Below are 24,016 nucleotides of genomic sequence, written 5' to 3'. Positions count from 1 at the left end.
TTCTCGATGACTGCCGAGATCTCGCGCGACCACAATCCGTTGCGCGATCCCGATGACCGCCGCCTCAACCGCATCGCCGGTCCCAGCGCGCTGGTGATCTTCGGCGTGACAGGCGATCTGTCGCGCAAGAAGCTGATGCCGGCCGTGTACGACCTGGCCAACCGCGGTCTGCTGCCACCCGGATTCGCGTTGGTCGGCTTCGCCCGACGCGACTGGGAGGATCAGGACTTCGCGAACGTCGTCCACGATGCCGTTCGTCAGTACGCGCGCACGCCGTTCCGCGAGGAGACGTGGAAGCAGCTGCTGCAGGGCATCCGCTTCGTGTCGGGCGAGTTCGGCGACGACGACGCGTTCCGCCGGCTGCGCGAGACGGTGGAGAAGCTCGACGTCGAACGGGGAACGATGGGAAACCACGCGTTCTACCTGTCCATCCCGCCGCGCGACTTCCCCATCGTCGCCAAGCAGCTGAAGGCGTCCGGCCTCGTCGACGACAAGTCGAACAACCCGGATGCCTGGCGCCGTGTCGTCATCGAGAAGCCCTTCGGCAGCGACCTGCAGACGGCCCGCGAGCTCAACGCCACGCTCGAGGTCGCCTTTCCGGCCGACTCGATCTTCCGCATCGACCACTACCTCGGTAAGGAGACGGTGCAGAACATCCTCGCGCTGCGCTTCGCGAACGAGCTGTACGAGCCGCTGTGGAACGCCAATTACGTCGACCACGTGCAGATCACGATGGCCGAGGACATCGGCGTCGGAGGCCGCGCGGGCTATTACGACGGTATCGGCGCGGCACGCGACGTCATCCAGAACCACCTTCTCCAGCTGCTCGCACTGACCGCGATGGAGGAGCCCATCTCGATGGACGCGAAGGATCTGCGCGCGGAGAAGGAGAAGGTGCTCGCGGCGGTGCGCCTGCCCGATGATCTGTCCACGGCCACGGCACGAGGTCAGTACGGTGGCGGCTGGCAGGGTGGCGAGAAGGTCACCGGCTTCCTCGAAGAGGACGGCATGAACCCGGAGTCGACGACCGAGACGTACGCGGCCGTGAAGCTCGAGATCGCGACGCGACGCTGGGCGGGCGTGCCCTTCTACCTGCGCACCGGCAAACGCTTGGGACGACGGGTGACGGAGATCGCCGTCGTGTTCAAGCGCGCACCGCAGCTGCTGTTCCAGCGCAACCAGACGCTCGAGCTCGGACAGAACGCGCTCGTGATCCGCGTGCAGCCCGACGAAGGTGTGACGATCCGATTCGGCTCGAAGGTGCCCGGTGCGGGCAACGAGGTGCGCGACGTCACGATGGACTTCGGCTACGGCCACGCGTTCACCGAGTCGAGCCCCGAGGCGTACGAACGCCTCATCCTCGACGTGCTGCTGGGCGACCCGCCGCTGTTTCCCCGTCACGAGGAGGTGGAGCTCTCGTGGAAGATCCTCGACCCCGTCGAGGAGTACTGGAGCGCCCAGGGCGGACCGCTCGAACAATACTCCCCCGGCTCGTGGGGTCCTCCCTCGGCCGATGAACTTCTGGCCCGCGACGGCCGCGTCTGGAGGCGTCCATGATCGTCGACCTGCCCGACACCACGGTGTCGAAGATCGCGCGTTCGCTCGTGAGCGTACGCGAGGAGGGCGGCGCCGTCGCCCTCGGTCGGGTGCTGACCCTGGTGATCGTCACGACCCACGGCCTGCACGAGGAAGCGATCGAGGCTGCCAACGACGCCTCTCGTGAGCACCCGATGCGCGTCATCGTGCTCATGGCGAATCCCGAAGGCGACGCCAAGCTCGACGCGCAGATCCGCGTCGGAGGCGACGCCGGCGCCAGCGAGGTCGTGGTGCTGCGCGCGCAGGGCGACGTCGCAACCAATCAGGAGGGCCTCGTGACCGGGCTCCTGCTGCCGGATGCGCCCGTCATCGCGTGGTGGCCCGACTTCCCTCCCACCAAGCCCGCGGCATCCGACATCGGCCGCATGGCCCAGCGCCGCATCACCGACGCGTCGACGAAGCCCTACGCCAAGGATCGCCTCTCGCGTCTCGGACCGTCGTACGAGCCCGGCGACACCGACCTCGCGTGGACACGCCTGACGCACTGGCGGGAGCAGTTGGCGGCGGTGCTCGACCAGCCGCCCTACGAGCCGGTGACGGGCGTCGAGGTGGTCGGAGCCGGCAGCTCGCCCTCGACCGGTCTGCTCGCCGCATGGCTGCGACTCAAGCTCGACGTGCCGGTCACCTGGCGCTACTCGCCCCCGGAGGAATGGGAGCACGGCATCCAGAAGGTGCGGCTGACGCGTGCGAGCGGCGACATCGTGCTCGAGCGGACGAACGACATCGACGCCACGCTCACGCAGCCCGGACAGCCGTCGCACGACATCGTCCTCCCCCGCCGGACACTGCGCGAATGCCTCGCGGAGGAACTGCGCAGGCTCGATCCGGACCTCCTGTATGGTCGAGTGATCACGGAGGGCTGGGAGCTTCTCGGCCCGGCGACCACGAGCGAGTCCTAGGAGTTCCGATGGCGCAGATGTGGACCGAGAAGCGCGTCGTGATCAGCCCTGACGCGCCGACGCTGGCGGCGGCGGTCGCCGAACGCCTGCTGTCCCGTCTCGCCCGTCGATCGGCCGCAGGCAAGACGACCCACATCGCTCTGGCGGGCGGCCAGATCGGCACTGCGGTGCTGCGCGCCGCCGGCGACAGCCCTCGGCGTGCCGACATCGACTGGTCGCTCGTGCACATCTGGTGGGGCGACGAGGTGTTCACGACGCCGGACGACGTCGATCGCCGCGACAGCGCCGCCCGCGCCGCGCTCTTGGACCGGGTCGCGCTGCCGGCGAGCAACATCCACGCGATCGCGGCCAGTGACGTCGCCGCCGATCCGGATGCCGCCGCGGCCGCGTACGCCGACGAGCTGTCGCGCTTCGGCACGCCGGAGCAGGCGTGGCCGGAGTTCTACGTCTGCTTCCTCGGCGTCGGCTCCGATGGACACGTCGCGTCGCTCTTCCCCGATCGGGTCGAGATCCAGCTGACGGACCGTACGGTGGTCGCCGTTCGCGACGCCCCGAAGCCGCCCCCCGTGCGCGTCACGATGACCCGCCCGGTGATCAACTCGGCGCGCTTCGTCTGGCTCGTCGTCTCTGGTACCGACAAGGCCGCCGCCCTCGGACTGGCCCTCGCCGGCGCCAGCTATGAGACGGTGCCGGCCGCAGGTGCAAAGGGCCGCAAGAAGACGATGTTCTTCGTCGACGAGGCCGCCGCGGCGAACGTGCCGGCGGAGCTCATCGACCAAGACTTCTGATCGACGCCGATATCACGTCAGAAGCCCTCGTACGCAACGATCATTCGTCGCACGAGGGCTTCTTCGTCGACCGTGAGGCCGGAAGGTCAGGCTTGGCCGCGGCGTTCCCGCAGCTGCTGCAGGGCGTCATCGAGAAGGGCATCGGCCTCTTCGTCGGTGCGACGCTCCTTCACATAAGCCAGATGCGTCTTGTAGGGCTCGGTCTTCGCGAGAGCGGGGGGGTTGTCCTTGTCACGTCCCGCCGGCAGTCCCGAGTGCGGAGAATCGATGACGTCGGGGATCTCCTCCTCCGCGATTCCCGCGGCGAAGTAGCGGACGGTCTCGTTTCCCAGCGCATCCCAGTACGACACGGCGATGCGGTCGGCGTGATGGCCATGGTCCTGCTCGCCCATGGGACCGGCACCCACTCGGGTGCCACGAATCGCGTTTCCGCCGGTTGCCATCAGAGCCCCTGGAATTTGGTGATGAGTCCGAGCGCGACGATCGCGACGAACCAGACGAGTGCGAGGACGACCGTGAAACGGTTGAGGTTGCGTTCCGCGAGACCCGACGATCCGAGCGCTGAACTCATGCCGCCGCCGAACATGTCGGACAGACCGCCACCGCGCCCCTTGTGCAGGAGGATCAGGAGGGTCAGCAGGAGGCTGGTGATGCCCAGCACCACCTGCAGTACGAACTCGAGGATATCCACAGTCGAAAATGCCTTTCGCGGCGCTCGCGTCATCGAGCGCACAAAGGTCGAGTATACCGACGTTTCGGCTCGCACCCGCGGTGCCGCTCAACGACCGGGCCTTGGATCCCGGTCGTTGAGCGAGCGAAGCGAGTCGAAACGCAGGCCGACGCGCGCGGAACCGCAGCGTGTCAGACGCCGACGTGTTTCTGGTAGCGGATGATGGCGGCGAACTCGTCGGCCACCAGGCTCGCGCCGCCGACGAGCGCGCCGTCGACATCGGGCTCACGCATGAAGCTGGCGATGTTGCCCGACTTCACCGAACCGCCGTAGAGCACACGGGTACGCGCCGCGGCGTCCGCACCGAGAGTCTCGGAGAGCACCTGGCGCAGCGCCGTGCACACCTCCTGAGCCTGTTCGGGCGACGCCACCTGACCGGTGCCGATGGCCCAGACGGGCTCGTAAGCGACCACGATGTCCGCGTCGGCCGCAACTCCGGCCAGAGCCGCCTGCAGCTGAGCGACCGAGACCGCCGTGGGCCCCGACTGTTCGCGCTGCTCCAGCGTCTCACCCACGCAGATCACCGGAACCAGGCCGTGCCGCAGCGCCGCCTGAACCTTCTCGGCGACGATCGCGTCGGACTCGTGGTGGTACTCGCGACGCTCGGAGTGACCGATGATCACGTACCGGCAGGCGAGCTTGCTCAGGAAGGCTCCCGAGACCTCGCCCGTGTACGCGCCGCTGTCGTGCGTCGACAGGTCCTGCGCCCCGAGTGCGAAGGGGATCTTGTCGGCGTCCAACAGCGTCTGGACGGTGCGCAGATCGGTGAACGGCGGGAAGACGGCCACCTCGACCGAGCCCTCGTCGTGCCCGGCATCCTTGAGCGTCCAGTGCAGCTTCTGCACGAACGCGACCGCCTGCAGGTGGTCGAGGTTCATCTTCCAGTTGCCGGCGATGAGCGGTGTGCGCGACATCAGGCCTCCCATCCCAGGATCTCCAGCCCGGGGAGCTTCTTGCCCTCCAGGAACTCCAGGCTCGCGCCACCGCCGGTCGAGATGTGACCGAACTGGTCGTCCGCGAAACCGAGCTGACGAACGGCCGCCGCCGAGTCACCGCCACCGACGACCGACAGACCGTCGACCTCGGTGAGCGCCTGCGCGACCGTCTTCGTCCCGGCCGCGAAGGCCGGCATCTCGAACACCCCCATCGGACCGTTCCAGAACACCGTCTTCGCGCCGCGGATCGCGTCGGCGAAGATCTCCGCCGTACGCGGACCGATGTCCAGACCCATGCCGTCGGCGCCGAAGGGAGTGTCCTCCAGCGCGTCGGCGGCGGCGACGACGTGATCGGCGTCGGCGGCGAAGCCGGATGCCATGACCGCGTCGACGGGGAGGATCAGCTCGACCCCGCGCGCCGCGGCATCCGCGATGTAGCCCTTGACGGTCTCGATCTGATCGGTCTCGAGGAGGCTCTTGCCCACCGGGTGGCCCTGAGCGGCCAGGAAGGTGAAGAGCATGCCGCCGCCGACGAGGATCTTGTCCGCGCGAGGCAGCAGATGGGCGATGACACCCAGCTTGTCGCTCACCTTCGACCCGCCGAGGACGACGGCGTACGGACGCTCGGGATTCTCCGTGAGGCGATCGAGGACGTCGACCTCCTTCTCGATCAGATATCCCGCGGCCGACGGCAGAAGCTCGGCGAGGTCGTAGACCGACGCCTGCTTGCGGTGCACGACGCCGAAGCCATCGGAAACGAGCACATCGCCGAGGGCGGCGAGCTGCTCCGCGAAGGCGCGACGCTCGGCGTCGTCCTTCGCGGTCTCACCGGGGTTGAAGCGCAGGTTCTCGATGACGGTCACATCGCCGTCCTCGAGGGCCGCGACGGCCTCCTGCGCGGACTCCCCCACCGTGTCGCGGGCGAAGACGACGGGCTTGCCGAGCAGCTCGGAGAGGCGCTGAGCGACCGGCTCGAGGCTGTACTTGGGGTCGGGCGCGCCGTCCGGGCGTCCGAGGTGGGAGCACGCGATGACGCGCGCGCCCTGGTTGATGAGCTCGTTGAGGGTCGGAAGAGCCGCCCGGATACGGCCATCGTCCGTGATGACGCCGTCCTTCAGAGGGACGTTGAAGTCAACACGGACGATGACACGCTTACCGGCCAGCGACCCGAGGGATGCAAGGGTGCGCAAAGCCATGGTGAAGCCTCAGAGCTTGTCGGCGACGAGCTCGGTGAGGTCGACGAGGCGGTTCGAGTAGCCCCACTCGTTGTCGTACCAGGACGACACCTTCACGAGGTTGCCGGAGACGTTCGTCTGACCCGCGTCGAAGACCGACGAGTGTGGGTCGAGCTGGATGTCGCTGGAGACGATGGCGTCCTCGTTGTACTTGAGGTAGCCGACGAGCTCGCCCTCCTCCGCCGCCTTCTTGTACGCGGCGTTGATGACCTCGGCCGTGAGGCCCTCGGTCGGGGTGATGATCGTGAGGTCGACGATCGAGCCGGTGGGAACCGGCACGCGGTACGACGAACCGCTCAGCTTGCCGTTGAGCTCGGGCAGCACGAGACCGATCGCCTTGGCCGCACCGGTGGAGGCCGGGACGATGTTGATCGCGGCGGCGCGGGCGCGGTGCAGGTCGCTGTGCGGGCCGTCCTGCAGGTTCTGGTCGGCCGTGTAGGCGTGCGCCGTCATCATGAACCCGCGCTCGATGCCGAAGTTGTCGTTGAAGACCTTGGCGAGGGGCGCGAGGCAGTTCGTGGTGCAGGAGGCGTTGGAGATGATGTTCATCGTCGCCGAGTCGTAGTCGCCGTCGTTGACACCCATGACGAAGGTGCCGTCGACGTCGGTGCCGGGAGCGGAGATGATGACCTTCTTCGCGCCGCCTTCGATGTGCTTCTTCGCGTCGACGGCCTTGGTGAAGCGACCGGTCGACTCGATGACGATGTCGACACCGAGCTCGCCCCACGGGAGGTTCGCCGGGTCGCGCTCTTCGAAGACCTTGATGGCCTTGCCGTTGACGGTGATGGAGTCAGCATCGTACGAGACCTCGGCGTCGAGGCGGCCGCCGACGGAGTCGTACTTCAGCAGGTGGGCGAGGGTCTTGTTGTCGGTGAGGTCGTTCACCGCCACGATGTCGAGGTCAGCTCCCTGCTCCAGCGCGGCACGGAGGAAGTTGCGGCCGATACGGCCGAAGCCGTTGATTCCGATCTTGACAGACACGTTGTCTCCCGGTTCATGTCGCGACGGCGACGACGTTTCGACGCGCCACTCGCGAACTTGGTGTGTGAAGGAAAAAGGATGCCGGGTCACCGCCCGTCGCCGGGAGGGACCCGGCATCCTCACCTGGTCTTGAGACTACTACTTGAGCAGTCCGGCCGTCTTCTCGCGCGCCGTCGAAAAGCGCTCGGCGACGTTGCCCCAGTTGGCGATGTTCCAGACGGCCTTGACGTAGTCGGCCTTGACGTTGAGATAGTCCAGGTAGAAGGCGTGCTCCCACATGTCCAGCTGGAAGACCGGGATGGTTCCCTGCGCCGTGTTCGACTGCTGGTCGAACAGCTGCTGGATGATCAGCTGCTCGCCGATCGTGTCCCAGCTGAGCACCGCCCAGCCCGAGCCCTGGATGCCGGTCGCGGCAGCCGTGAAGTGCGCCTGGAACTTGTCGAAGCCGCCGAAGAACTCGTCGATGGCCGCCTTCAGCTCGCCCTCGGGAGCCCCGCCGCCGCCGTCGCTGGCCGGCGCGAGGTTGGTCCAGAAGATCGAGTGGTTGACGTGCCCGCCGAGGTTGAAGGCGAGGTCCTTCTCGAGCTTGTTGACGTTCGCGAGGTTGCCGCTCTCACGGGCCTCGGCGAGCTGCTCGAGCGCGGTGTTCGCGCCGGTCACGTACGCCTGGTGGTGCTTGTCGTGGTGAAGCTCCATGATTTTGCCGCTGATGTGCGGCTCAAGAGCCGCGAAATCGTAGGGGAGGTCGGGCAGCGTGTAGATCGCCATGTTCTCTTCTTCCTGTCGTCGGCGCCGCAACTGCGCTGCGGCGATGGGACATTGCCATCCTATTGAGGTGCAACGCGAGGGCGAGGGGGTTGTTCCCTCTGAGAACGAGATGTAAGCGCCTCCGACGACCTCAGTCCTCGAGACCCTCCGGTACCGCCGCGTCGGTGCCGGGGATGCCGTCGGCGACGGCCTTCTTGTCGGCCATCGCGAGCAGCCGTCGGATGCGGCCGGCGACGGCATCCTTGGTCAGCGGCGGATCGGCGTGGTGGCCGAGCTCGTCGAGGCTGGCGTCGCGGTGCGAGAGGCGCAGTTCGCCCGCTTCGCGCAGGTGATCGGGAACCTCCTCGCCGAGGATCTCCAGGGCGCGTTCGACGCGCGCGCATGCCGCGACGGCCGCCTGGGCCGAGCGACGCAGGTTGGCGTCGTCGAAGTTGACGAGGCGGTTGACGCCGGCGCGCACCTCACGACGCTGCCGCATCTCCTCCCAGGCCTGAGCCGTGCGCACCGCACCCATCTCGGCGAGGGCGACGCGGATGGCCTCGCCATCGCGAACGACGACCCGTGGCACCCCGCGCACCTCGCGGGCCTTGGCGGCGATGCCGATGCGATGGCCGGCGCCCACGAGCGCCATGGCCGCCTCGCCGGACGGGCAGGAGATCTCCAGCGCCGCCGACCGACCGGGGTCGGACAGCGTACCGCTCGCAAGGAACGCACCGCGCCATACGGCGGCCAGATCATGGCGAGCGCCCGTGGTCAGCTTGTTCGGAAGCCCCCGCACCGGACGGCGACGCGCATCGAGCAGACCGGTCTGACGCGCGAGCGTCTCGCCGCCTTCGATGACGCGGACGGCGAAGTGGCCGCCGGCGCGTCCGCCGGACGCCTGGACGCGGTGCAGCTCCGGGCGCACCCCGTAGATCTCCATGATGTCGCGGGCGACACGACGCGCAAGCGGGTCGGTCTCCAGTTCGGCCTCGACGGCGACGCGCCCGGCGATCGAGTGCAATCCACCGGAGAAGCGGAGGATGGCGGTGAGTTCGGCCACCCGCGCCGTGGGACGAGGGTCGCGCACCGCGGCCAGCTCTGACTTCACGTCAACGGTTGGCGACACAGCGATCCTTCGTTCGGGGGTGCGGGACAAAGGGATAGCCTACTCGCGACCGAGGTCGCGATGCTTCACACGAACGGCGACACCGGGGATCTCTGCCAGCCGGTCGGCGAGTTCCCGCGCGGTGACCACCGAACGGTGCTTGCCCCCGGTGCAGCCGACCGCCAGCACGGAATGACGCTTGTTCTCACGCTGATAGCCCGCCAGCACGGGGTGCAGAGCCTGGGCGTACGCGTCGATGAACTCGCGCGCGCCCTCTTGAGCCAGGACGAAGTCGCGCACGGGTTCTTCTTCACCCGTGTGTCCCTTCAACTCGGGGATCCAATACGGGTTCGGCAGAAAACGCATGTCGGCGACGAGATCGACGTCGGTCGGCAGACCGTATTTGAAGCCGAAGCTCATCACCGTGAGGGTGTGGCGCGCCTCTCCCGCGTCGCTGAAGAGGTCGACGACGCGCGAGGCGAGCTGATGGATGTTCATCTCACTCGTGTCGATGATGACGTCGGCGCTCTCGCGGATCACCCGGAGGCGATCGCGCTCGCGCAGGATGCCATCGAGGATCGTGCCCTCGCCCTGCAACGGATGCGGCCGCCTCACAGACTCGAACCGTCGCACGAGCACATCGTCTCCGGCGTCGAGGAACAGCACGCGCAGCTGGCGTCCCGCCCGCAGCGCATTGGTGACCGCCGGCAGCGCCTGAAAGAGATCGCGGCCGCGGACATCGACGACTGCGGCGAGCTTGGGAAGCGCTCCCCCGGCCATCTCGGTGAGTTCGAGGAGATGCCCGAGCATCTGCGGCGGCAGATTGTCGACGACGTACCACCCCAGGTCCTCGAGGGCGTTGGCTGCCGTGGTGCGCCCCGCTCCCGACATCCCCGTGACGATGAGCACCTCGCCGGCGCGCTGCTCGTCGGTCACGTGCTCTCCCTGGGTGTTCGAAAGCCGGTGCGGATGACCACAGCCTAGCGATTTGCGAGGCGCTGCTCGATCGCGGCCGCCAGTTTGGGGCCGATTCCGGGCAGCGCCGTCATCTCGTCCGCGGACGCATTGCTGAGCGCGGCGACGGAGCCGAAGTGCCGTAGCAGGGCCTTGATCCGTGCATCACCGAGCCCCGGGACCTCACCCAGCACGGTGGAGATGTCGCGCTTGCGGCGCTTTCGTTGATGGGTGATCGCGAAGCGGTGCGCTTCGTCGCGCAGGCGCTGGATCAGGTAGAGGGCCTCGGAGGTGCGGGGAAGGATCACCGGGAAGTCCTCCCCCGGCAGCCAGATCTCCTCCAAGCGCTTGGCGATGCCGCACAGTGCGATCTCGGCGTGCCCGGCATCCTCGAGGGCGCGTGCGGCAGCCGCGACCTGTGGCGCACCGCCGTCGACGACCAGCAGCTGCGGACGGTATGCGAACCGCGGTCGTTTGCGCTCGGTGACCACCGGCGACTCGCCATCGGCGGGATCGACCCCCGCCACCGCCGTTTCCGCAGCGGCGGCAGCGGCCTCGTCGCGGTCGACGTGGGCCAGGCGACGCGTCAGCACCTGATAGAGCGAGTCGGTGTCGTCGGTCGTCTCCGCGATGCTGAAGGAGCGGTACTGATCCTTGCGCGGCAGCCCGTCTTCGAAGACCACCATGGAGGCCACGACGTTGGTTCCCGACAGATGCGACACGTCGTAGCATTCGATCCGCAGCGGCGCCTCGTCCATGCCGAGGGCGAGTTGCAGGTCGGTGAGAGCTTTCGTGCGCGACGTGTAGTCGGACGTGCGGCGCGTCTTGTGCAGCAAGAGCGCCTGCTGCGCGTTGACGGTGGCGGTGCGCATCAGGTCGGCCTTGCGCCCGCGTTGGGCGACCTGCAGGCTCACGCGCTTGCCGCGCCGCTCCTGCAGCCACTGCTCCAGCTCCGCGGCATCATCCGGCAGGCGCGGCACCAGGACCTGGCGAGGGATGTCGGATGACTCAGCGTCACCGTACGTGCGCTGGAGCACCTGATCCACCAAGTCGGCGGAGGAGATGTCGAGCTCCTTGTCGATGGTCGTCGCACGGACACCGCGTACGCGACCGCCCCGGACGACGAAATGCTGCACCGCCGCCGAGAGTTCGTCCTCCGCGATGCCGAACAGATCGGCATCCGTGTCCTCGGCCAGCACCAGAGAACTGCGACTGAGCACCGCATCGATCGCCTGCAGCCGGTCGCGGTAGACCGCGGCCGATTCGTAGTCCATCGCCGCCGCCGCCTCGCGCATGCGCGCGGTGAGGTCACGCGCGAAGCGCTGGTCTCCGCCCGCCATGAAAGCGACGAAGTCGTCGACGATGGCGCGGTGCTCCTCGATCGTGACCTTCATCGAACACGGTCCGCCGCATCGACCGATCTGTCCCGGAAAGCACGGTCGTCCGGTCGCCATGGCCTTCTTGTACGACGCGTCGGAGCAGGTGCGGATGGGGAAGACCTTGATCATCAGGTCGATCGTGTCGTGCACCGCCCACACCTTCGGGTACGGGCCGAAATAGCGCGCTCCGGGAATGCGCCGATTGCGGGTCACGATGACGCGCGGCGCCTCGTCGGCCAAGGTGATCGCCATGTAGGGGTAGGACTTGTCGTCCTTGTAGCGCACGTTGAACGGCGGCGAGAACTCTTGGATCCACATGTACTCCAGCTGCAGCGACTCGACATCGCTGCCGACCACCGTCCACTCCACGGATGCCGCCGTGAGCACCATCCGGCGGGTGCGCTCGTGCAGGGTGTGCAGCGGCGCGAAGTAGTTGGACAACCGGGCGCGCAGATTCTTGGCCTTGCCGACGTAGAGGACGCGGCCGTCCGCGTCGCGGAAGCGGTAGACCCCGGGCTGCGTGGGGATCTCCCCCGGCTTCGGCTTGTAAGGAAGCGCGTCGGCCATCGTCACCCGGCCTTCCGCACCGGCCCCCGCGCCGTCGCTCCCGCGTCAGACGGCCCTGCCGCGAGGATCTCGGCCAGGAAGGCGCCGGTGTGGCTCTCTTCGACGCGTGCCACCTGCTCGGGCGTCCCCGTCGCGACGATGCGGCCTCCGCCCGAACCACCCTCGGGCCCCAGGTCGATGATCCAGTCGGCCGACTTGATCACGTCGAGATTGTGCTCGATGACAACGACCGTGTTCCCCTTGTCGACGAGGCCGCCCAGCACTTTCAGCAGCAGAGACACGTCTTCGAAGTGCAGCCCGGTCGTGGGCTCGTCGAGCACGTAGATGCTGCGCCCGTTCGAGCGGCGCTGCAGCTCGGTCGCGAGCTTGACGCGCTGAGCCTCGCCGCCGGAGAGCGTCGTCGCCGACTGTCCGAGTCGGACATACCCGAGCCCGACGTCGACAAGGGTCTTCAGGAAGCGGTGGATCGCTTGGATCGGCTCGAAGAAGTCGGCCGCCTCGGAGATCGGCATCTCCAGCACCTCGGCGATGTTCTTGCCCTTGTAGTGCACGGCGAGCGTGTCACGGTTGTAGCGCTTGCCGTGACAGACCTCGCAGTCGACATAGACGTCGGGGAGGAAGTTCATCTCGATCTTGATCGTGCCGTCGCCCGAGCAGGCCTCGCAACGACCGCCCTTGACGTTGAAGCTGAACCGACCCGGCTGGTAGCCGCGCACCTTCGCCTCGGGCGTCTCGCTGAACAGGGTGCGGATGCGATCGAACACGCCCGTGTAGGTCGCGGGGTTGGATCGCGGTGTCCGCCCGATCGGGGCCTGATCGACGTGCACGACCTTGTCGAGGTTGTCGAGGCCGGTGATTCGGGTGTGCTTGCCCGCCACGCGGCGCGCTCCGTTGAGCTTGGTCGCGAGGACTTCGTAGAGAATGCCGTTGACCAGAGTCGACTTGCCCGAGCCGCTGACGCCCGTCACTGCGGTGAGAACCCCGAGGGGGAATTCGGCGGTGACGTTCTGCAGGTTGTTCTCGCGCGCGCCGACGACGGTCAGCATTCTCTTCTTGTCGACCTTGCGACGCTTCTTGGGCGTCGCGATCGCCCGCCGCCCGCTGAGGTACGCGCCCGTCAGGGAGCGCTCCTCCTCGAGCAGCGACGACAGCGGACCCGAATGCACGACCTCGCCTCCGTCGACACCCGCGCGGGGCCCGATGTCGACGATCCAGTCCGACGCCTGCACGGTCTCCTCGTCGTGCTCGACGACGATGAGGGTGTTGCCCAGATCCTTCAGCCGGACGAGGGTCTCGATCAGCCGGCGGTTGTCGCGTTGGTGCAGTCCGATGGAGGGTTCGTCGAGCACGTACAGCACGCCCGTCAGCCCGGAGCCGATCTGCGTCGCGAGCCGGATGCGCTGGGCCTCCCCACCGGAGAGCGAGCCCGCGGAGCGTCCGAGGCTCAGATAGTTGAGTCCGACCTGCACGAGGAAGTCCAAGCGCGCGCGGATCTCCCTGAGGACGGCAGCGGCGATCTTGGCTTCGCGGTCGGTCAGCTCGAGCTGCGCGAAGTACTGCTGCGCGTCGGCCAGACTCATGCGCGACGCATCGGCGATCGAATGGTCGTGCACCAGGACGGCCAGCACCTCGGGCTTCAGACGGTCGCCGTGACACACGGGACACGGGACCTCACGAAGGTATTCCGCCCATCGCTGGCGCTGCGCGTCGGTCTCGGCCTGGGTGTACTGACGCTCGATGTAGGGCACCACCCCCTCGAACCCGGACGAGTAGCGCATCTCCCGGCCGTAGCGGTTTCGCCACTTCACCGTGACCTTGTAGTTCTCGCCGCGAAGGATCGCATCCTGGACGTCGGTGGACAGGTCTCGCCACGGTGTGTCGAGCGAGAAGTCGAGGTCATCGGCCAGGCCCACCAGGAGGCGCTCGTAATACTGGTACAGCCCCTTGCCCTGTGTCGTCCATGGGATGATGACGCCGTCGTTGATCGACAGCTCTTCATCGCCCAGCATCAGCTCGACATCGACCGACATCCGCGTGCCCAGACCGGAACAGGTGGGGCACGCGCCGAAGGGAGCGTTGAACGAGAAGGTACGCGGCTCGATTTCGGTCAGCTGCAGCGGATGCCCGTTCGGACAGGCGAGCTTCTCGCTGAAACTCACCCACGCGTCGTCGCCTTCTTCGTCGACGAAGTTGATCTGCACGATGCCGTCGGCGAGGCCGAGCGCGGTCTCGACCGAATCGGTGACGCGGCCGAGGATGTCGCCACTTGCCACGAGCCGGTCGACCACGACCGCGATGTCATGCTTGTAGCTCTTCTTGAGCGTCGGGGGCTCCGCGAGCTGAATCAGGTCGCCGTCCACGACGGCGCGGGCGTATCCCTTGGCCGACAGCTCCTTGAAGAGGTCGACGAACTCGCCCTTCTTCTGAGTCACGACCGGGGCCACGATCTGATAGCGCGTGCGCTCGGGCAGTTCCATGAGCTGATCGGCGATCTGCTGCACGGTCTGCCGCTGGATCTGGGCGCCGCACTCGGGACAGTGCGGAACACCGATACGCGCCCACAGCAGACGCATGTAGTCGTGGATCTCGGTGATCGTGCCGACCGTCGAACGCGGGTTGCGGTTCGTCGACTTCTGATCGATCGAGACGGCGGGACTCAATCCCTCGATGAAGTCGACGTCCGGGCGGTCGACCTGACCGAGGAACTGCCGCGCGTACGCGCTCAGCGACTCCACGTAACGACGCTGACCTTCGGCGAAGATCGTGTCGAAAGCGAGGCTGGACTTGCCCGAACCGGAGAGGCCGGTGAAGACGACGAGGGAGTCGCGCGGGATGTCGAGATCCACGTTCTTGAGGTTGTGGACGCGGGCTCCGCGCACGCTGAGTTTCGACGAGGCAACAGGGACGATGGGCACCGGACAAGTCTAGGTGTGGCCTCCGACACCGGATCCGAGGTGCGCTCTGGGCGTAGCCTCCTCAGTCCGGCCGACGGCCGGCGAAGGGGGCGAGACCGTCGCGCAGTGCCGCAAGTTGGTCGGCATCCATCCCGACTCTCGCCATGATCTGCGCCGGCACGTCGAGAGCCCGGGCCCGCAGAGACGTGCCGTCGGCGGTGAGCGCGATATCCAGCACCCGCTCGTCGTCAGTGCGGCGCGTGCGACTGACCCGCCCCTGCGCCTCGAGGCGCTTGACGAGCGGCGACAGGGTGGCCGGTTCCATCGCAAGCTCCTCCGCGAGCTCACCCAGCGAGCGCGGCGAGTGCTCCCAGAGGGCGAGCATCACGAGGTACTGCGGGTGCGTCAGGCCGAGGGGATCGAGGACAGGACGATAGATGGAGACGACGTTGCGTGCGGCCGTCACGAGAGCGAAGCACAGCTGGTTCTCGAGCTTCAGCAGATCGTCGCGCGCATCCATGCCTCTACTGTACTCATTTCGTTAGTACACTAATGTTCATGACACGAAACGATGCCGAGCGGCCGCCGCTGCGTCAACGGGTGCGCGACGCCGGCGGGTGGTACACGTACCTCAACACGCGGCTCATCCGCCTGGCCGGTCCCGCGTCGGTCGGGCCGTACGAGAGCGAGCCCGAGCCGGCGCGCGCCGAACGGGCCTGCCCGCTCTGCGGCCACGCGATGTCCCAGCACACGTTCGACCGCAGCGGCCCGAAGCCGCTCATGCACTGCCCCTGATCAGGATCGCCCGTCAGGCGCGCTCGAAGGTCATCGCGCGCGCTGCCGGAGCGCCCACTCCACCTCGTCGGGGTCGCTGTGCGGAACGATCACGCCGTCTCGCATGATCTGGTGACGCTCGTCGCCCTTACCCACGATGGCGATGAGGTCGCCCTCCCGGGCGAGTTCGACGGCCTTGTGGATCGCCTCGGCTCGGCCGCCCACGTCGAAGACCTCTGCGCGCGAGCCGCGCGTACCGGCGACGACGGCTCGCCTGATGGTCGCGGGGTCCTCGTCGGCGGGATTGTCGTCGGTGACGATCACGATGTCCGAGGCCATCGCGGAGAAGCGGCCCATGAGCGGGCGCTTGTGCGCATCGCGATTGCCGTTGGATCCGATCACCGTGATGATGCGCCCCGGCGTCAGAGGCCGCATCGCGCGCAGCAGCGCGTTGATCGCCTCGGGCTTGTGGCCGGCGTCGATGACGACCTGGAACTCGGCATCCACCGGGACGAACTGGACCCGCCCCTCGACGCCCGCGAAGTTCGCAATCCCCGCCACGGATGCCGAGAGCGGATGACCCACGATGTCGAGGGCCGCGACCGCGGCCAGGATGTTGCTGACGTTGAACTCTCCCACCAGGGGTGTGGTGAAACGCTCCGTCTGGCCATCGGGTCCGATCACGGTGAACGAGGAGCCGTCCAGCCGCAGGTCGATATCGACGGCGCGCCAGTGCGCGTCGCGACCCGTCACCGAGAACGACTGCGTGTTCAGGTCGGCATCGGCATGCAGGCGCCGCCCGGCCCGGTCGTCGACGTTCACGAGCGCGACACAGGACATCGCCGGCGTCAGCAGCTCGCGCTTGGCCAGCAGATAGGCCTCCTGCGTGCCGTGGAAGTCGCGATGGTCGTGGCCGAGGTTGAGGAAGATGCCGACGTCGAAGCGGAGGCCTTCCACGCGACCCATCGTGATGGCATGGCTCGACACCTCGGAAGAGACCACCTCGACACCGCGCTCGCGCATGAGCGCCAGCAGCGCGTGCATCTGCGGGGCTTCCGGAGTGGTGAGAGTGGACGGAACGGCGACGCCGTCGATGCGCGTTCCCATCGAGCCGATCACCCCGGTGTGCCGGGACTGACGCGCTGCATCGACGAGATAGGTCGTCGAGGTCTTGCCCTGCGTGCCCGTGATGCCGATCGTCTTCAGCGCACGCGCAGGCTGGTCGTAGAACCAGGCGGCGAGCCCACCCAACACCCGACGGGGGTGCCCATCGACGACGATCCGTGGGAGAGCGGAGAGTCCTGTCGTGGCGTCGATGATGTCGGCGCCGGCGGCGTCGGTGAGCACCGCGACCGCCCCGGCTTCCACGGCGTCGGCGAGATAGCGCGCGCCGTGAGTCCGGGCCCCCGGCTGAGCGAAGAACAGATCACCCGGCTGCGTTGAGGCCGCGCTGAGAGCGATACCCGTGACGAACGCGTCGCCGGCGACGAGAGACGCACCGACCTGATCGGCGATGTCGGCGAGCGAGCGAGCAACGACGTTCTGCGGACGGTTCGCGGCGGGCTGCGCAACCCCCATTCCGGCCTCCGAAGGATCCGACGGGGAGGACTGCTCGATGCTCACTCGGCGACGATAGCAAAACAGTGCGAACCCGGCTGTCAGCATCGCCGTGCGAAGCCCGAGTCCACCCTGCCGGCGACACCGCCTGCACGTCGTTCAGGTGGTGCGGCGCGCTGAACCTGCTACGCGTGGCCGGCATTCACCATGGCCCGCAGCTCCTTCTTGAGATCCTGCACCTCGTCGCGGAGCCGCGCGGCCAGCTCGAACTTCAGCTCACCGGCCGCGGCGAGCATCTGCTGCGAGAGATCCTCGATGGTCGCCTCGAGCTGCATGGCACCCTCTGCCGCGATGCCCTCCCGCCGCAGGCGCGGCGTCGGCGAGCCTGCGCGACCCGAGCCGCCGCCACGAGCCAGAAGCGCCTTGGTATCGGACGCCTCGCGTGCCAGCACGTCGGTGATGTCGGCGATCTTCTTGCGCAGGGGCTGCGGATCGATGCCGTGCGCCGTGTTGTACGCGATCTGCTTCTCCCGGCGACGCTCGGTCTCCTCGATCGCCGATCGCATCGAGTCGGTCATGTTGTCGGCGTACATGTGGACTTCACCGGAGACGTTTCGCGCCGCTCGACCGATCGTCTGAATCAGTGACGTCCCGCTGCGCAGGAACCCTTCCTTGTCGGCGTCGAGAATGGCGACGAGCGAGACCTCGGGCAGGTCGAGCCCCTCACGCAGCAGGTTGATTCCGACCAGCACGTCGTAGACACCCTGTCGAAGCTCGGTGAGCAGCTCGACGCGACGCAGCGTGTCGACGTCGGAGTGCAGGTATCGCACGCGCACACCGTGCTCGCCGAGGAAGTCCGTCAGCTCTTCGGCCATCTTTTTGGTCAGGGTGGTGACGAGCACGCGCTCGTCTCGCTCGACCCGCACCCGGATCTCCTCCAGAAGGTCGTCGATCTGCCCCTTGGACGGCTTGATCACGATCTGCGGATCGACCAGACCCGTCGGTCGGATGATCTGCTCGACGACGCCGTCGGCGATACCCATCTCGTAGCGGCCCGGCGTCGCGGACAGATACACCGTCTGACCGATGCGGTTCTTGAACTCGTCGAAACGCAGCGGGCGGTTGTCGAGCGCGCTCGGAAGCCGGAAGCCGTGGTCGACCAGCGTGCGCTTGCGCGACGCGTCGCCTTCGTACATGGCGCCGATCTGCGGCACCGTGACGTGCGACTCGTCGATGACGAGCAGGAAGTCGTCGGGGAAGAAGTCGAGCAGCGTGTGCGGCGGCTCGCCGGGCTCGCGACCGTCCATGTGTCGGGAGTAGTTCTCGATGCCGGAGCAGAAACCGAGCTGCTGCAGCATCTCGAGATCGAACGTCGTGCGCATCCGCAGGCGCTGTGCCTCCAGCAGCTTGCCCTGGCCCTCCAGCTCCGCCAGCCTCTCGGCCAGCTCGGTCTCGATCGTGCCGATGGCGCGGTGGACGGTATCGGTGCCCGCGACGTAGTGCGACGCCGGGAAGATGGGCACACTGTCGAGCTTCTGGACGACGTCTCCGGTGAGGGGATGGAGCATGTAGAGCGCTTCGATCTCGTCGCCGAACAGCTCGATGCGGACGGCGTACTCCTCGTAGACGGGAATGATCTCGATCGTGTCGCCGCGCACACGGAAGTTGCCGCGCGAGAAGTCGACGTCGTTGCGGTTGTACTGCATCGCGATGAACTTGCGGATGAGCGCATCGCGGTCGTACCGCTCGCCCACCTGCAGGGCGACCATCGCGCGGAGGTACTCTTCGGGCGCACCGAGACCGTAGATGCACGACACCGTGCTGACCACGACCACATCGCGACGGCTCAGCAGCGAGTTCGTCGTCGAGTGACGCAAGCGTTCGACCTCGGCGTTGACGGACGAGTCCTTCTCGATGAAGGTGTCCGTCTGCGGCACGTAAGCCTCGGGCTGGTAGTAGTCGTAGTAGCTGACGAAGTATTCGACGGCGTTGTGCGGCATCAGCTCACGGAACTCGTTGGCCAGCTGCGCCGCGAGGGTCTTGTTGTGGGCCAGCACCAGCGTGGGACGCTGTACCTGTTCGATCAGCCACGCCGTCGTCGCCGACTTGCCGGTACCGGTCGCGCCGAGCAGGACGACATCGGTCTCCCCCGCGTTGATACGGGCCGCGAGCTCGGAGATCGCCTGCGGCTGATCACCGCTGGGCGCATACTCGCTGACGACCTCGAACGGCCGGACGGATCGCGTGGTCTGCATACCTCCAGCGTAGGCTCGGCCTCCGACATCGGCCGCGTCGTTCGCCCTCGGCGTCCTCGTTCGCCCATGCCCTCCCGAGACGCTCGGTCCGCTCGGCCCCGTACTGTGGAACCATGCTGGAGTTCCTCGTCGGGTCCGGCCTCGCCGCGGCCGCGGGGCTGAACGCGTGGATGCCGCTGTTCGCACTGGGGCTGTTGGACCGTTTCGTGCCGGTGATCGATCTGCCCGCCTCCTGGTCGTGGCTTTCCAGCGACGTCGCCCTCTGGATCACCGGTGTGCTGCTGGTCGTGGAGATCGTGGCCGACAAGATCCCCGCGGTCGATTCCGTGAACGACGTCCTGCAGACCGTGGTGCGCCCGGCATCCGGGGGCATCGCCTTCGGCGCCGGTGCGAGCGCGCAGACGGTGCGCGTCGACGACCCGAGCCTCTTCGCGGGCGCCGCATGGGTGCCGATCGTCGTCGGCGTCGTGATCGCCCTCGCGCTGCATGCCCTCAAAGCGTCGGTGCGCCCTCTCGCCAATGTCGCCACCGCGGGCATCGCCGCCCCCGTCCTGTCGGCGGCGGAGGATGTATCTGCGGGAGCACTCATCGTGACCGCGATCTTCGCGCCCGTTCTGGCCGGAGCGCTCGTGGTCGCCCTCATCGTGTCGGCCGTGCTTCTGCTGCGTCGTCGACGCCGCCACCGCGCAGGGACCTCCGTCGCCTCCGTGCCGCGACCGTGAGCGCGTACCTCAGCGCGAGGGGTGCAAGCGCCTCCACAGCGCCTCGACCTGCGCACTGGTCTCGGCCAGCGATCCGGCTGTGTCGATGATGACGTCGGCGACGGCCAACCGCGTGTCATCGTCGACCTGCGAGGCCAGCCGCGCGCGGGCATCGGCGAGGGTGAGCCCGCGCAGCGCGACGAGGCGCTCCTCGCGCAGGGATGCGGGGGCGTGCGCCACGACGATCAGATCCCACGGGTCGTCGGCCCGCGCCTCGACCAGCAGCGGCACGTCGTAGACGACGACCGCATCGGGATCGGCGGCGAACGCCGCGGCGAAGCGCCGGCCCGACTCTGCCGCCACGGCCGGATGGATGAGGGCGTTGAGGCGGCGACGGGCGTCGTCATCGGAGAAGACGACCGCTCCCAGCGCTGCGCGGTCGAGGTTGCCGTCACCGGCGATCACCCCCGAACCGAACGCGGCGGCGATCTGGTCGAGCACCGGAGACCCGGGAGCCTGCAGCTCGCGGACGATGGCGTCGGCGTCGACGATGACTGCACCGTGCTGGGCGAGGAGGCGCGCGATGGTCGATTTGCCGGAGGCGATGCCACCGGTGAGCGCGAGAAGGGGCATGCCTACGAGGATGCCACGTCGGCGTCGGCCGGAGCCGTCGACGGCGGCGCCACGAAGACGGAGGCCTCTGCGATGCGCGCCGCGCGCAGAGCCGCCGAGCGCGCAGCACTCATGAGGATTCCGGGGTCGTACCCGAGCGACGAGGTGAGTCCCACTCCGACGCCCACCGACGCGAGACGGCCGTGTGCGACCGCGGTGAGCTCGTCGATGGCGCCCCGGAACAGCGCGCTGCCGACGCGGCGGGCATCGGCGGTCGATTCGGCGAGAGTGCAGATGACGAGCTGTCCGTCACCGTCCTCGCCGACCAGAGCCGCGGCCGGCGCGAAGGACCGAGCCGCATGACGGCAGGCGGCCGAGATTGTATCGACCACGTCACCGCCGAAGGCGTCGCCGATCTCGTCGAGCCCGTCTGCACGAAGCACGATGACGGCGATGCCCTCCTGCCGCCACGAGGCTCGCTCCACGATGTCGGCGAGGGCTCCGGCGAAGGTTCGCGGCAGCATGACACCGTCGGCGGCGACACCATTGGAGGTCAGCCACTCGTAGCGCTGCCGCGTCGTGCGCTGCGAGCGCAGCACCGACATGACGATCGCCGCCACCATCGTCAGGATCACCGTGACGATGTTCGCGCTGAGGGAGCCGAGCCAGCGCGAGAAAAGCTCGCTCTGCGGCCCGAGCACCGCGAAGACGACGAGGCGCACCGCGTAGAACAGTCCCGCTGCCGCGAGTACGGTCGACAGGGCCCACGCACTGCGCAGTCCGCGCATGGGGCTGCGCAGCGACTCGGCTGCTCCGCTGCCGAAGAGCAGCACGAGCGATGCCGCCATCGCCCACCAGCCACCCCAGCTGCCCCGCGTCGGGTACTCGATGAGCGCGGCGACGAAGGTGATGACCGCAAGCGTCCCGACCGCCACCGACGAGACGAGGACGGAGCGGTCGTTGAACCGTCGGCATCCCAGAAGCATGAATCCCGGCACCGAGACGAACAGGGCGTTGCCGACCGCGACCGAGACCGCACCGCCTACACCCGCAGACCACGCCATGTAGGCGAGCGTTGTCGCCAGTCCGCAGAAGAACGCCACCGCCCACAGCCGTCCGGGGCCGGTATCGCGGCGCAGCAGGGTGTCGATGATGAAGGTCAGACTGGCGACTGACGCCACGATGGCCGTCATGACCGTGACGCTGAACAGATCGAGATTCATGCCCCGTCCTTGTCGGTGAGCTCGGCCGATCCGGGCGGGAGTCCGGTGGACGCCTCCCGGTCGAAGACCTCGCGGGTCGCCGGCAGCACGACGGTGAAGATGCTGCCCTCCCCCGCGGTCGATTCGACGGCGATGGATCCGCCGTGAGCGGCGACCAGATCACGTGTGATCGTCAACCCCAAACCGTTGCCCGGCACGGACGGCACGGCTCGGAAGAACCGCTCGAACACTCTCGCGGCCGCATCGGGGGCCATGCCGATACCGGTGTCGGCGACCCGAACCGTCGTGTGAACGCCGTCGGTCGAGGTGGATGCCGTCACCCGGCCACCGTCGCGATTGAACTTCACCGCGTTCGCCACCAGATTGTCGACCACCTGTCGGATGCGGGCCGGATCGGCGTACGCCTCGGCCGCGCCCGACTCCTCCACGCGAAGGTCGACGAAGCGCCCCTCTGCGACCGGCTCGAGCCCTGCCGCTGCAGCGCGCACGATCTCGGTCATGTCGACGACGCGAGGGTGCAGGCGCGTATCGATCGACGACCCCGACCGCGACGACGCCGACAGGATGTCGGTGACGATCCCCAGCAGCCGCTCGCTGTTGCGGTACGCGGTGTCGACCTGTCTGCGAGCGTCATCCGAGAGCCCACCGCCGTCGAGCGCCAGCTCGAGATACCCGAGGATCGACGTCAGCGGGGTGCGAAGCTCGTGGGAGATCGAGGCGACGAGGTCGTCGCGCACCCGCTGCGCGTCCCGCTCCGCCGTGATGTCGCGGACGATCAGCAGCGCTCCGGCCGGGGCTCCGTTGTGATCGGTGAGATGGCGCCCGGCGAAGGCGAACGCGCGTCGGCGGCCGTCGGCGAGCGCGAACCACAGGACGACGTCGTCGAACGACTCGTGGCGCTGCAGACGCACCAACGGATGCTGCTGAGGATCGAGCGGCACCAGCTTCTCGTCGGTGACGGCATCCTCACCGCCGCTGCCGGGAAGGAATCCGGGGATGCGGCCGAAGCGGAGGAGCGCATCGTTCTCGAGGACGACCTCACCCGCGGCGGAGAGGCGGATGACTCCGAAGTCGACCGTGTCGAGCACCTCGCTGACCAGCTGCTCCTGACGCAGCGCCTCGCGGTGCGCCGCCGACACGCGCACCGCCTGACGGTCCAGCAGCATCCGTTGCGCGCGGAAGCGACGGGAGGACGTGTAGCTGGCAGCGCCGACGGCGATGATGACCACCGGAAGGAGGACCACCGCGTACGTCCCCGCCGGCGACGCGCCGGTCGCGAGGATGAACCAGTATGTGAGCGGGATGCCGACCGCCGAGATCGCGAACCCCGCCCGCCCGATGATCGACAGCCACATCGCCGGAAACACCCACAGCAACCCGAACGCGGCGTTCGGTTCGGCGAGGCGCATCAGGGCGATGGCGACGATATCGACGACCGGAAGGACGATCACGGCGTGAGGCGGCAAGCGCGACCAGGGTACGGCGAGGCCGGCCACTCCTCCGAGGACGACGAGCAGCACCGCGATCCCGAAGAGGCCGCCGTCGGTGAGGGACGCCGTGGCGATACCGATGAAGAACAGCACACCGACAACGGCGCACAGCACGAGCTGATTGCTCGCCGCGGCGCGGTCGCGCAGTTGGCCGCGGATGCGGCCGTCTGCGGGGCCGCTGGGGCTCGGAGGGCTCGCCATGGGACGACGTTACAGCCGGGGCGCGCGCGACGGCAGAAGACAACGGCACAGGGCCGCCGCCCGGACGGATCCGGGGCGACGGCCCTGTGCGAACGCGGTGCGGCTCAGCGGCCCGACAGCTTCTCGCGCAGAGCCGCGAGAGCCTCGTCGTCGGCCAGCGTTCCGCCGCCGTTCGAGGCGTCGGACGAGAACGACGATCCGCCGGTCTCGATCGGAGCGGCAGCCTCGGCCTCGAGCGTCTTGGCAACGGCGAGCTTGTGCGCCTCCCAGCGCGCCTGGGCAGCGGCGTACTCCTGCTCCCACTTCTCGCGCTGAGCGTCGAAGCCCTCGAGCCAGGCACCCGACTCGGGGTCGAAGCCCTCGGGGTACTTGTACTCGCCGTTCTCGTCG

At 68.0% G+C, this 24,016-nt stretch carries 21 protein-coding genes and 1 pseudogene; 5 read left to right on the top strand and 17 right to left on the bottom strand.

From position 1 onward, the window contains the following. The first annotated feature begins 6 nt into the window (after positions 1–6). From zwf to pgl, 3 genes are read left to right on the top strand one after another with little or no spacing between them, the layout of a single operon-like run. Positions 7–1,557 (top strand): glucose-6-phosphate dehydrogenase, encoded by a 1,551-nt coding sequence (gene zwf, locus ABS64_RS03740; protein WP_036287896.1) that lies wholly within the window; start codon positions 7–9, stop codon positions 1,555–1,557. Next, on the top strand, positions 1,554–2,495 hold the full coding sequence (locus ABS64_RS03735; protein ID WP_036287898.1) for a glucose-6-phosphate dehydrogenase assembly protein OpcA: 942 nt from the start codon (positions 1,554–1,556) through the stop codon (positions 2,493–2,495). Before zwf ends, ABS64_RS03735 begins: the two co-directional genes overlap by 4 nt. 8 nt (positions 2,496–2,503) lie before the next feature. Then, complete coding sequence (gene pgl / locus ABS64_RS03730; protein ID WP_292680993.1) at positions 2,504–3,283, top strand: 6-phosphogluconolactonase; 780 nt, start codon at positions 2,504–2,506, stop codon at positions 3,281–3,283. Positions 3,284–3,369: 86 nt separating this feature from the next. Here the strand turns inward: pgl and ABS64_RS03725 are convergent, their stop codons facing one another. From ABS64_RS03725 to ABS64_RS03675, 11 genes are all read right to left on the bottom strand, one after another. Further along, the gene (locus ABS64_RS03725; RefSeq protein WP_036287901.1) at positions 3,370–3,726 is read right to left on the bottom strand and encodes an RNA polymerase-binding protein RbpA; all 357 of its coding nucleotides are present in this window, start codon (positions 3,724–3,726) and stop codon (positions 3,370–3,372) included. Then, positions 3,726–3,974, bottom strand: coding sequence for a preprotein translocase subunit SecG (secG, locus tag ABS64_RS03720; RefSeq protein WP_036283588.1), 249 nt, complete (start codon positions 3,972–3,974; stop codon positions 3,726–3,728). Before secG ends, ABS64_RS03725 begins: the two co-directional genes overlap by 1 nt. Before the next feature lie 170 nt (positions 3,975–4,144). Next, positions 4,145–4,927, bottom strand: a complete 783-nt coding sequence (tpiA, locus tag ABS64_RS03715) for a triose-phosphate isomerase (RefSeq protein WP_081768002.1) — start codon at positions 4,925–4,927, stop codon at positions 4,145–4,147. Then, a complete protein-coding gene (locus tag ABS64_RS03710; protein WP_292680987.1) occupies positions 4,927–6,144 on the bottom strand; it encodes a phosphoglycerate kinase in 1,218 nt (405 codons plus the stop codon). Before ABS64_RS03710 ends, tpiA begins: the two co-directional genes overlap by 1 nt. 9 nt (positions 6,145–6,153) lie before the next feature. Continuing rightward, positions 6,154–7,164, bottom strand: a complete 1,011-nt coding sequence (gene gap / locus ABS64_RS03705; protein ID WP_036287920.1) for a type I glyceraldehyde-3-phosphate dehydrogenase — start codon at positions 7,162–7,164, stop codon at positions 6,154–6,156. A gap of 138 nt (positions 7,165–7,302) precedes the next feature. Then, positions 7,303–7,932, bottom strand: a complete 630-nt coding sequence (locus tag ABS64_RS03700) for a superoxide dismutase (protein WP_121190226.1) — start codon at positions 7,930–7,932, stop codon at positions 7,303–7,305. A gap of 130 nt (positions 7,933–8,062) precedes the next feature. Then, positions 8,063–9,040, bottom strand: a complete 978-nt coding sequence (gene whiA, locus ABS64_RS03695; protein ID WP_036287924.1) for a DNA-binding protein WhiA — start codon at positions 9,038–9,040, stop codon at positions 8,063–8,065. Between the two features lie 39 nt (positions 9,041–9,079). Beyond that, positions 9,080–9,955 carry an RNase adapter RapZ gene (gene rapZ, locus ABS64_RS03690; protein WP_036321514.1) on the bottom strand — a complete coding sequence of 292 codons (876 nt, stop codon included), beginning with the start codon at positions 9,953–9,955 and terminating at the stop codon, positions 9,080–9,082. Positions 9,956–9,999: 44 nt separating this feature from the next. Further along, the gene (uvrC, locus tag ABS64_RS03685) at positions 10,000–11,919 is read right to left on the bottom strand and encodes an excinuclease ABC subunit UvrC (RefSeq protein ID WP_204948173.1); all 1,920 of its coding nucleotides are present in this window, start codon (positions 11,917–11,919) and stop codon (positions 10,000–10,002) included. 2 nt (positions 11,920–11,921) lie between these two features. Next, positions 11,922–14,834: an excinuclease ABC subunit UvrA gene (uvrA, locus tag ABS64_RS03680; RefSeq protein WP_292680973.1), complete on the bottom strand. Its 2,913-nt coding sequence runs from the start codon at positions 14,832–14,834 to the stop codon at positions 11,922–11,924. A gap of 61 nt (positions 14,835–14,895) precedes the next feature. Then, positions 14,896–15,333: a MarR family transcriptional regulator gene (locus tag ABS64_RS03675; protein ID WP_036287931.1), complete on the bottom strand. Its 438-nt coding sequence runs from the start codon at positions 15,331–15,333 to the stop codon at positions 14,896–14,898. A 32-nt stretch (positions 15,334–15,365) separates the two neighbouring features. On the opposite strand from ABS64_RS03675, the gene ABS64_RS03670 reads away from it, so the two are divergent. Continuing rightward, positions 15,366–15,608, top strand: a complete 243-nt coding sequence (locus tag ABS64_RS03670; protein ID WP_036287935.1) for a hypothetical protein — start codon at positions 15,366–15,368, stop codon at positions 15,606–15,608. 30 nt (positions 15,609–15,638) lie between these two features. Here ABS64_RS03670 and ABS64_RS03665 read toward each other — a convergent pair whose 3' ends face one another. Continuing rightward, positions 15,639–17,210 carry a UDP-N-acetylmuramoyl-L-alanyl-D-glutamate--2,6-diaminopimelate ligase gene (locus ABS64_RS03665; RefSeq protein WP_292680966.1) on the bottom strand — a complete coding sequence of 524 codons (1,572 nt, stop codon included), beginning with the start codon at positions 17,208–17,210 and terminating at the stop codon, positions 15,639–15,641. Positions 17,211–17,329: 119 nt separating this feature from the next. Next, positions 17,330–19,399 (bottom strand): excinuclease ABC subunit UvrB, encoded by a 2,070-nt coding sequence (uvrB, locus tag ABS64_RS03660; protein ID WP_036287941.1) that lies wholly within the window; start codon positions 19,397–19,399, stop codon positions 17,330–17,332. A gap of 113 nt (positions 19,400–19,512) precedes the next feature. Here uvrB and ABS64_RS03655 point away from each other — a divergent pair, with 113 nt between their 5' ends. Further along, the gene (locus ABS64_RS03655) at positions 19,513–20,121 is read left to right on the top strand and encodes a DUF4126 domain-containing protein (protein WP_292680960.1); all 609 of its coding nucleotides are present in this window, start codon (positions 19,513–19,515) and stop codon (positions 20,119–20,121) included. 9 nt (positions 20,122–20,130) lie between these two features. Here the strand turns inward: ABS64_RS03655 and coaE are convergent, their stop codons facing one another. The 4 genes and pseudogenes from coaE to rpsA form a co-directional block, all read right to left on the bottom strand. Next, entirely contained in the window at positions 20,131–20,733 is a 603-nt protein-coding gene (coaE, locus tag ABS64_RS03650; RefSeq protein WP_292680958.1) for a dephospho-CoA kinase, read from the bottom strand. A gap of 2 nt (positions 20,734–20,735) precedes the next feature. Continuing rightward, complete coding sequence (locus tag ABS64_RS03645) at positions 20,736–21,935, bottom strand: diguanylate cyclase (protein ID WP_292680954.1); 1,200 nt, start codon at positions 21,933–21,935, stop codon at positions 20,736–20,738. Continuing rightward, entirely contained in the window at positions 21,932–23,626 is a 1,695-nt protein-coding gene (locus ABS64_RS03640) for a PAS domain-containing sensor histidine kinase (protein WP_292680951.1), read from the bottom strand. The genes ABS64_RS03645 and ABS64_RS03640 overlap by 4 nt, the downstream gene beginning before the upstream one ends. Before the next feature lie 104 nt (positions 23,627–23,730). Next, a pseudogene (rpsA, locus tag ABS64_RS03635) lies at positions 23,731–24,016 on the bottom strand (30S ribosomal protein S1); the annotation flags it as partial.

Origin of the sequence: Microbacterium sp. SCN 69-37, from assembly GCF_001724435.1 — a bacterium.
Lineage (GTDB): Bacteria > Actinomycetota > Actinomycetes > Actinomycetales > Microbacteriaceae > Microbacterium > Microbacterium laevaniformans.
This window is presented reverse-complemented; position numbering and strand designations above follow the sequence as displayed.

Bases quoted from the DNA above. Each gene is read 5' to 3' on its own strand.
- zwf (WP_036287896.1), top strand. From the start codon at position 7: ATGACTGCCGAGATCTCGCGCGACCACAATCCGTTGCGCGATCCCGAT.
- ABS64_RS03735 (WP_036287898.1), top strand. From the start codon at position 1,554: ATGATCGTCGACCTGCCCGACACCACGGTGTCGAAGATCGCGCGTTCG.
- pgl (WP_292680993.1), top strand. From the start codon at position 2,504: ATGGCGCAGATGTGGACCGAGAAGCGCGTCGTGATCAGCCCTGACGCG.
- ABS64_RS03725 (WP_036287901.1), bottom strand. From the start codon at position 3,726: ATGGCAACCGGCGGAAACGCGATTCGTGGCACCCGAGTGGGTGCCGGT.
- tpiA (WP_081768002.1), bottom strand. From the start codon at position 4,927: ATGTCGCGCACACCGCTCATCGCCGGCAACTGGAAGATGAACCTCGAC.
- ABS64_RS03710 (WP_292680987.1), bottom strand. From the start codon at position 6,144: ATGGCTTTGCGCACCCTTGCATCCCTCGGGTCGCTGGCCGGTAAGCGT.
- ABS64_RS03700 (WP_121190226.1), bottom strand. From the start codon at position 7,932: ATGGCGATCTACACGCTGCCCGACCTCCCCTACGATTTCGCGGCTCTT.
- uvrC (WP_204948173.1), bottom strand. From the start codon at position 11,919: ATGGCCGACGCGCTTCCTTACAAGCCGAAGCCGGGGGAGATCCCCACG.
- ABS64_RS03675 (WP_036287931.1), bottom strand. From the start codon at position 15,333: ATGGATGCGCGCGACGATCTGCTGAAGCTCGAGAACCAGCTGTGCTTC.
- ABS64_RS03670 (WP_036287935.1), top strand. From the start codon at position 15,366: ATGTTCATGACACGAAACGATGCCGAGCGGCCGCCGCTGCGTCAACGG.
- uvrB (WP_036287941.1), bottom strand. From the start codon at position 19,399: ATGCAGACCACGCGATCCGTCCGGCCGTTCGAGGTCGTCAGCGAGTAT.
- ABS64_RS03655 (WP_292680960.1), top strand. From the start codon at position 19,513: ATGCTGGAGTTCCTCGTCGGGTCCGGCCTCGCCGCGGCCGCGGGGCTG.
- coaE (WP_292680958.1), bottom strand. From the start codon at position 20,733: ATGCCCCTTCTCGCGCTCACCGGTGGCATCGCCTCCGGCAAATCGACC.
- ABS64_RS03645 (WP_292680954.1), bottom strand. From the start codon at position 21,935: ATGAATCTCGATCTGTTCAGCGTCACGGTCATGACGGCCATCGTGGCG.
- ABS64_RS03640 (WP_292680951.1), bottom strand. From the start codon at position 23,626: ATGGCGAGCCCTCCGAGCCCCAGCGGCCCCGCAGACGGCCGCATCCGC.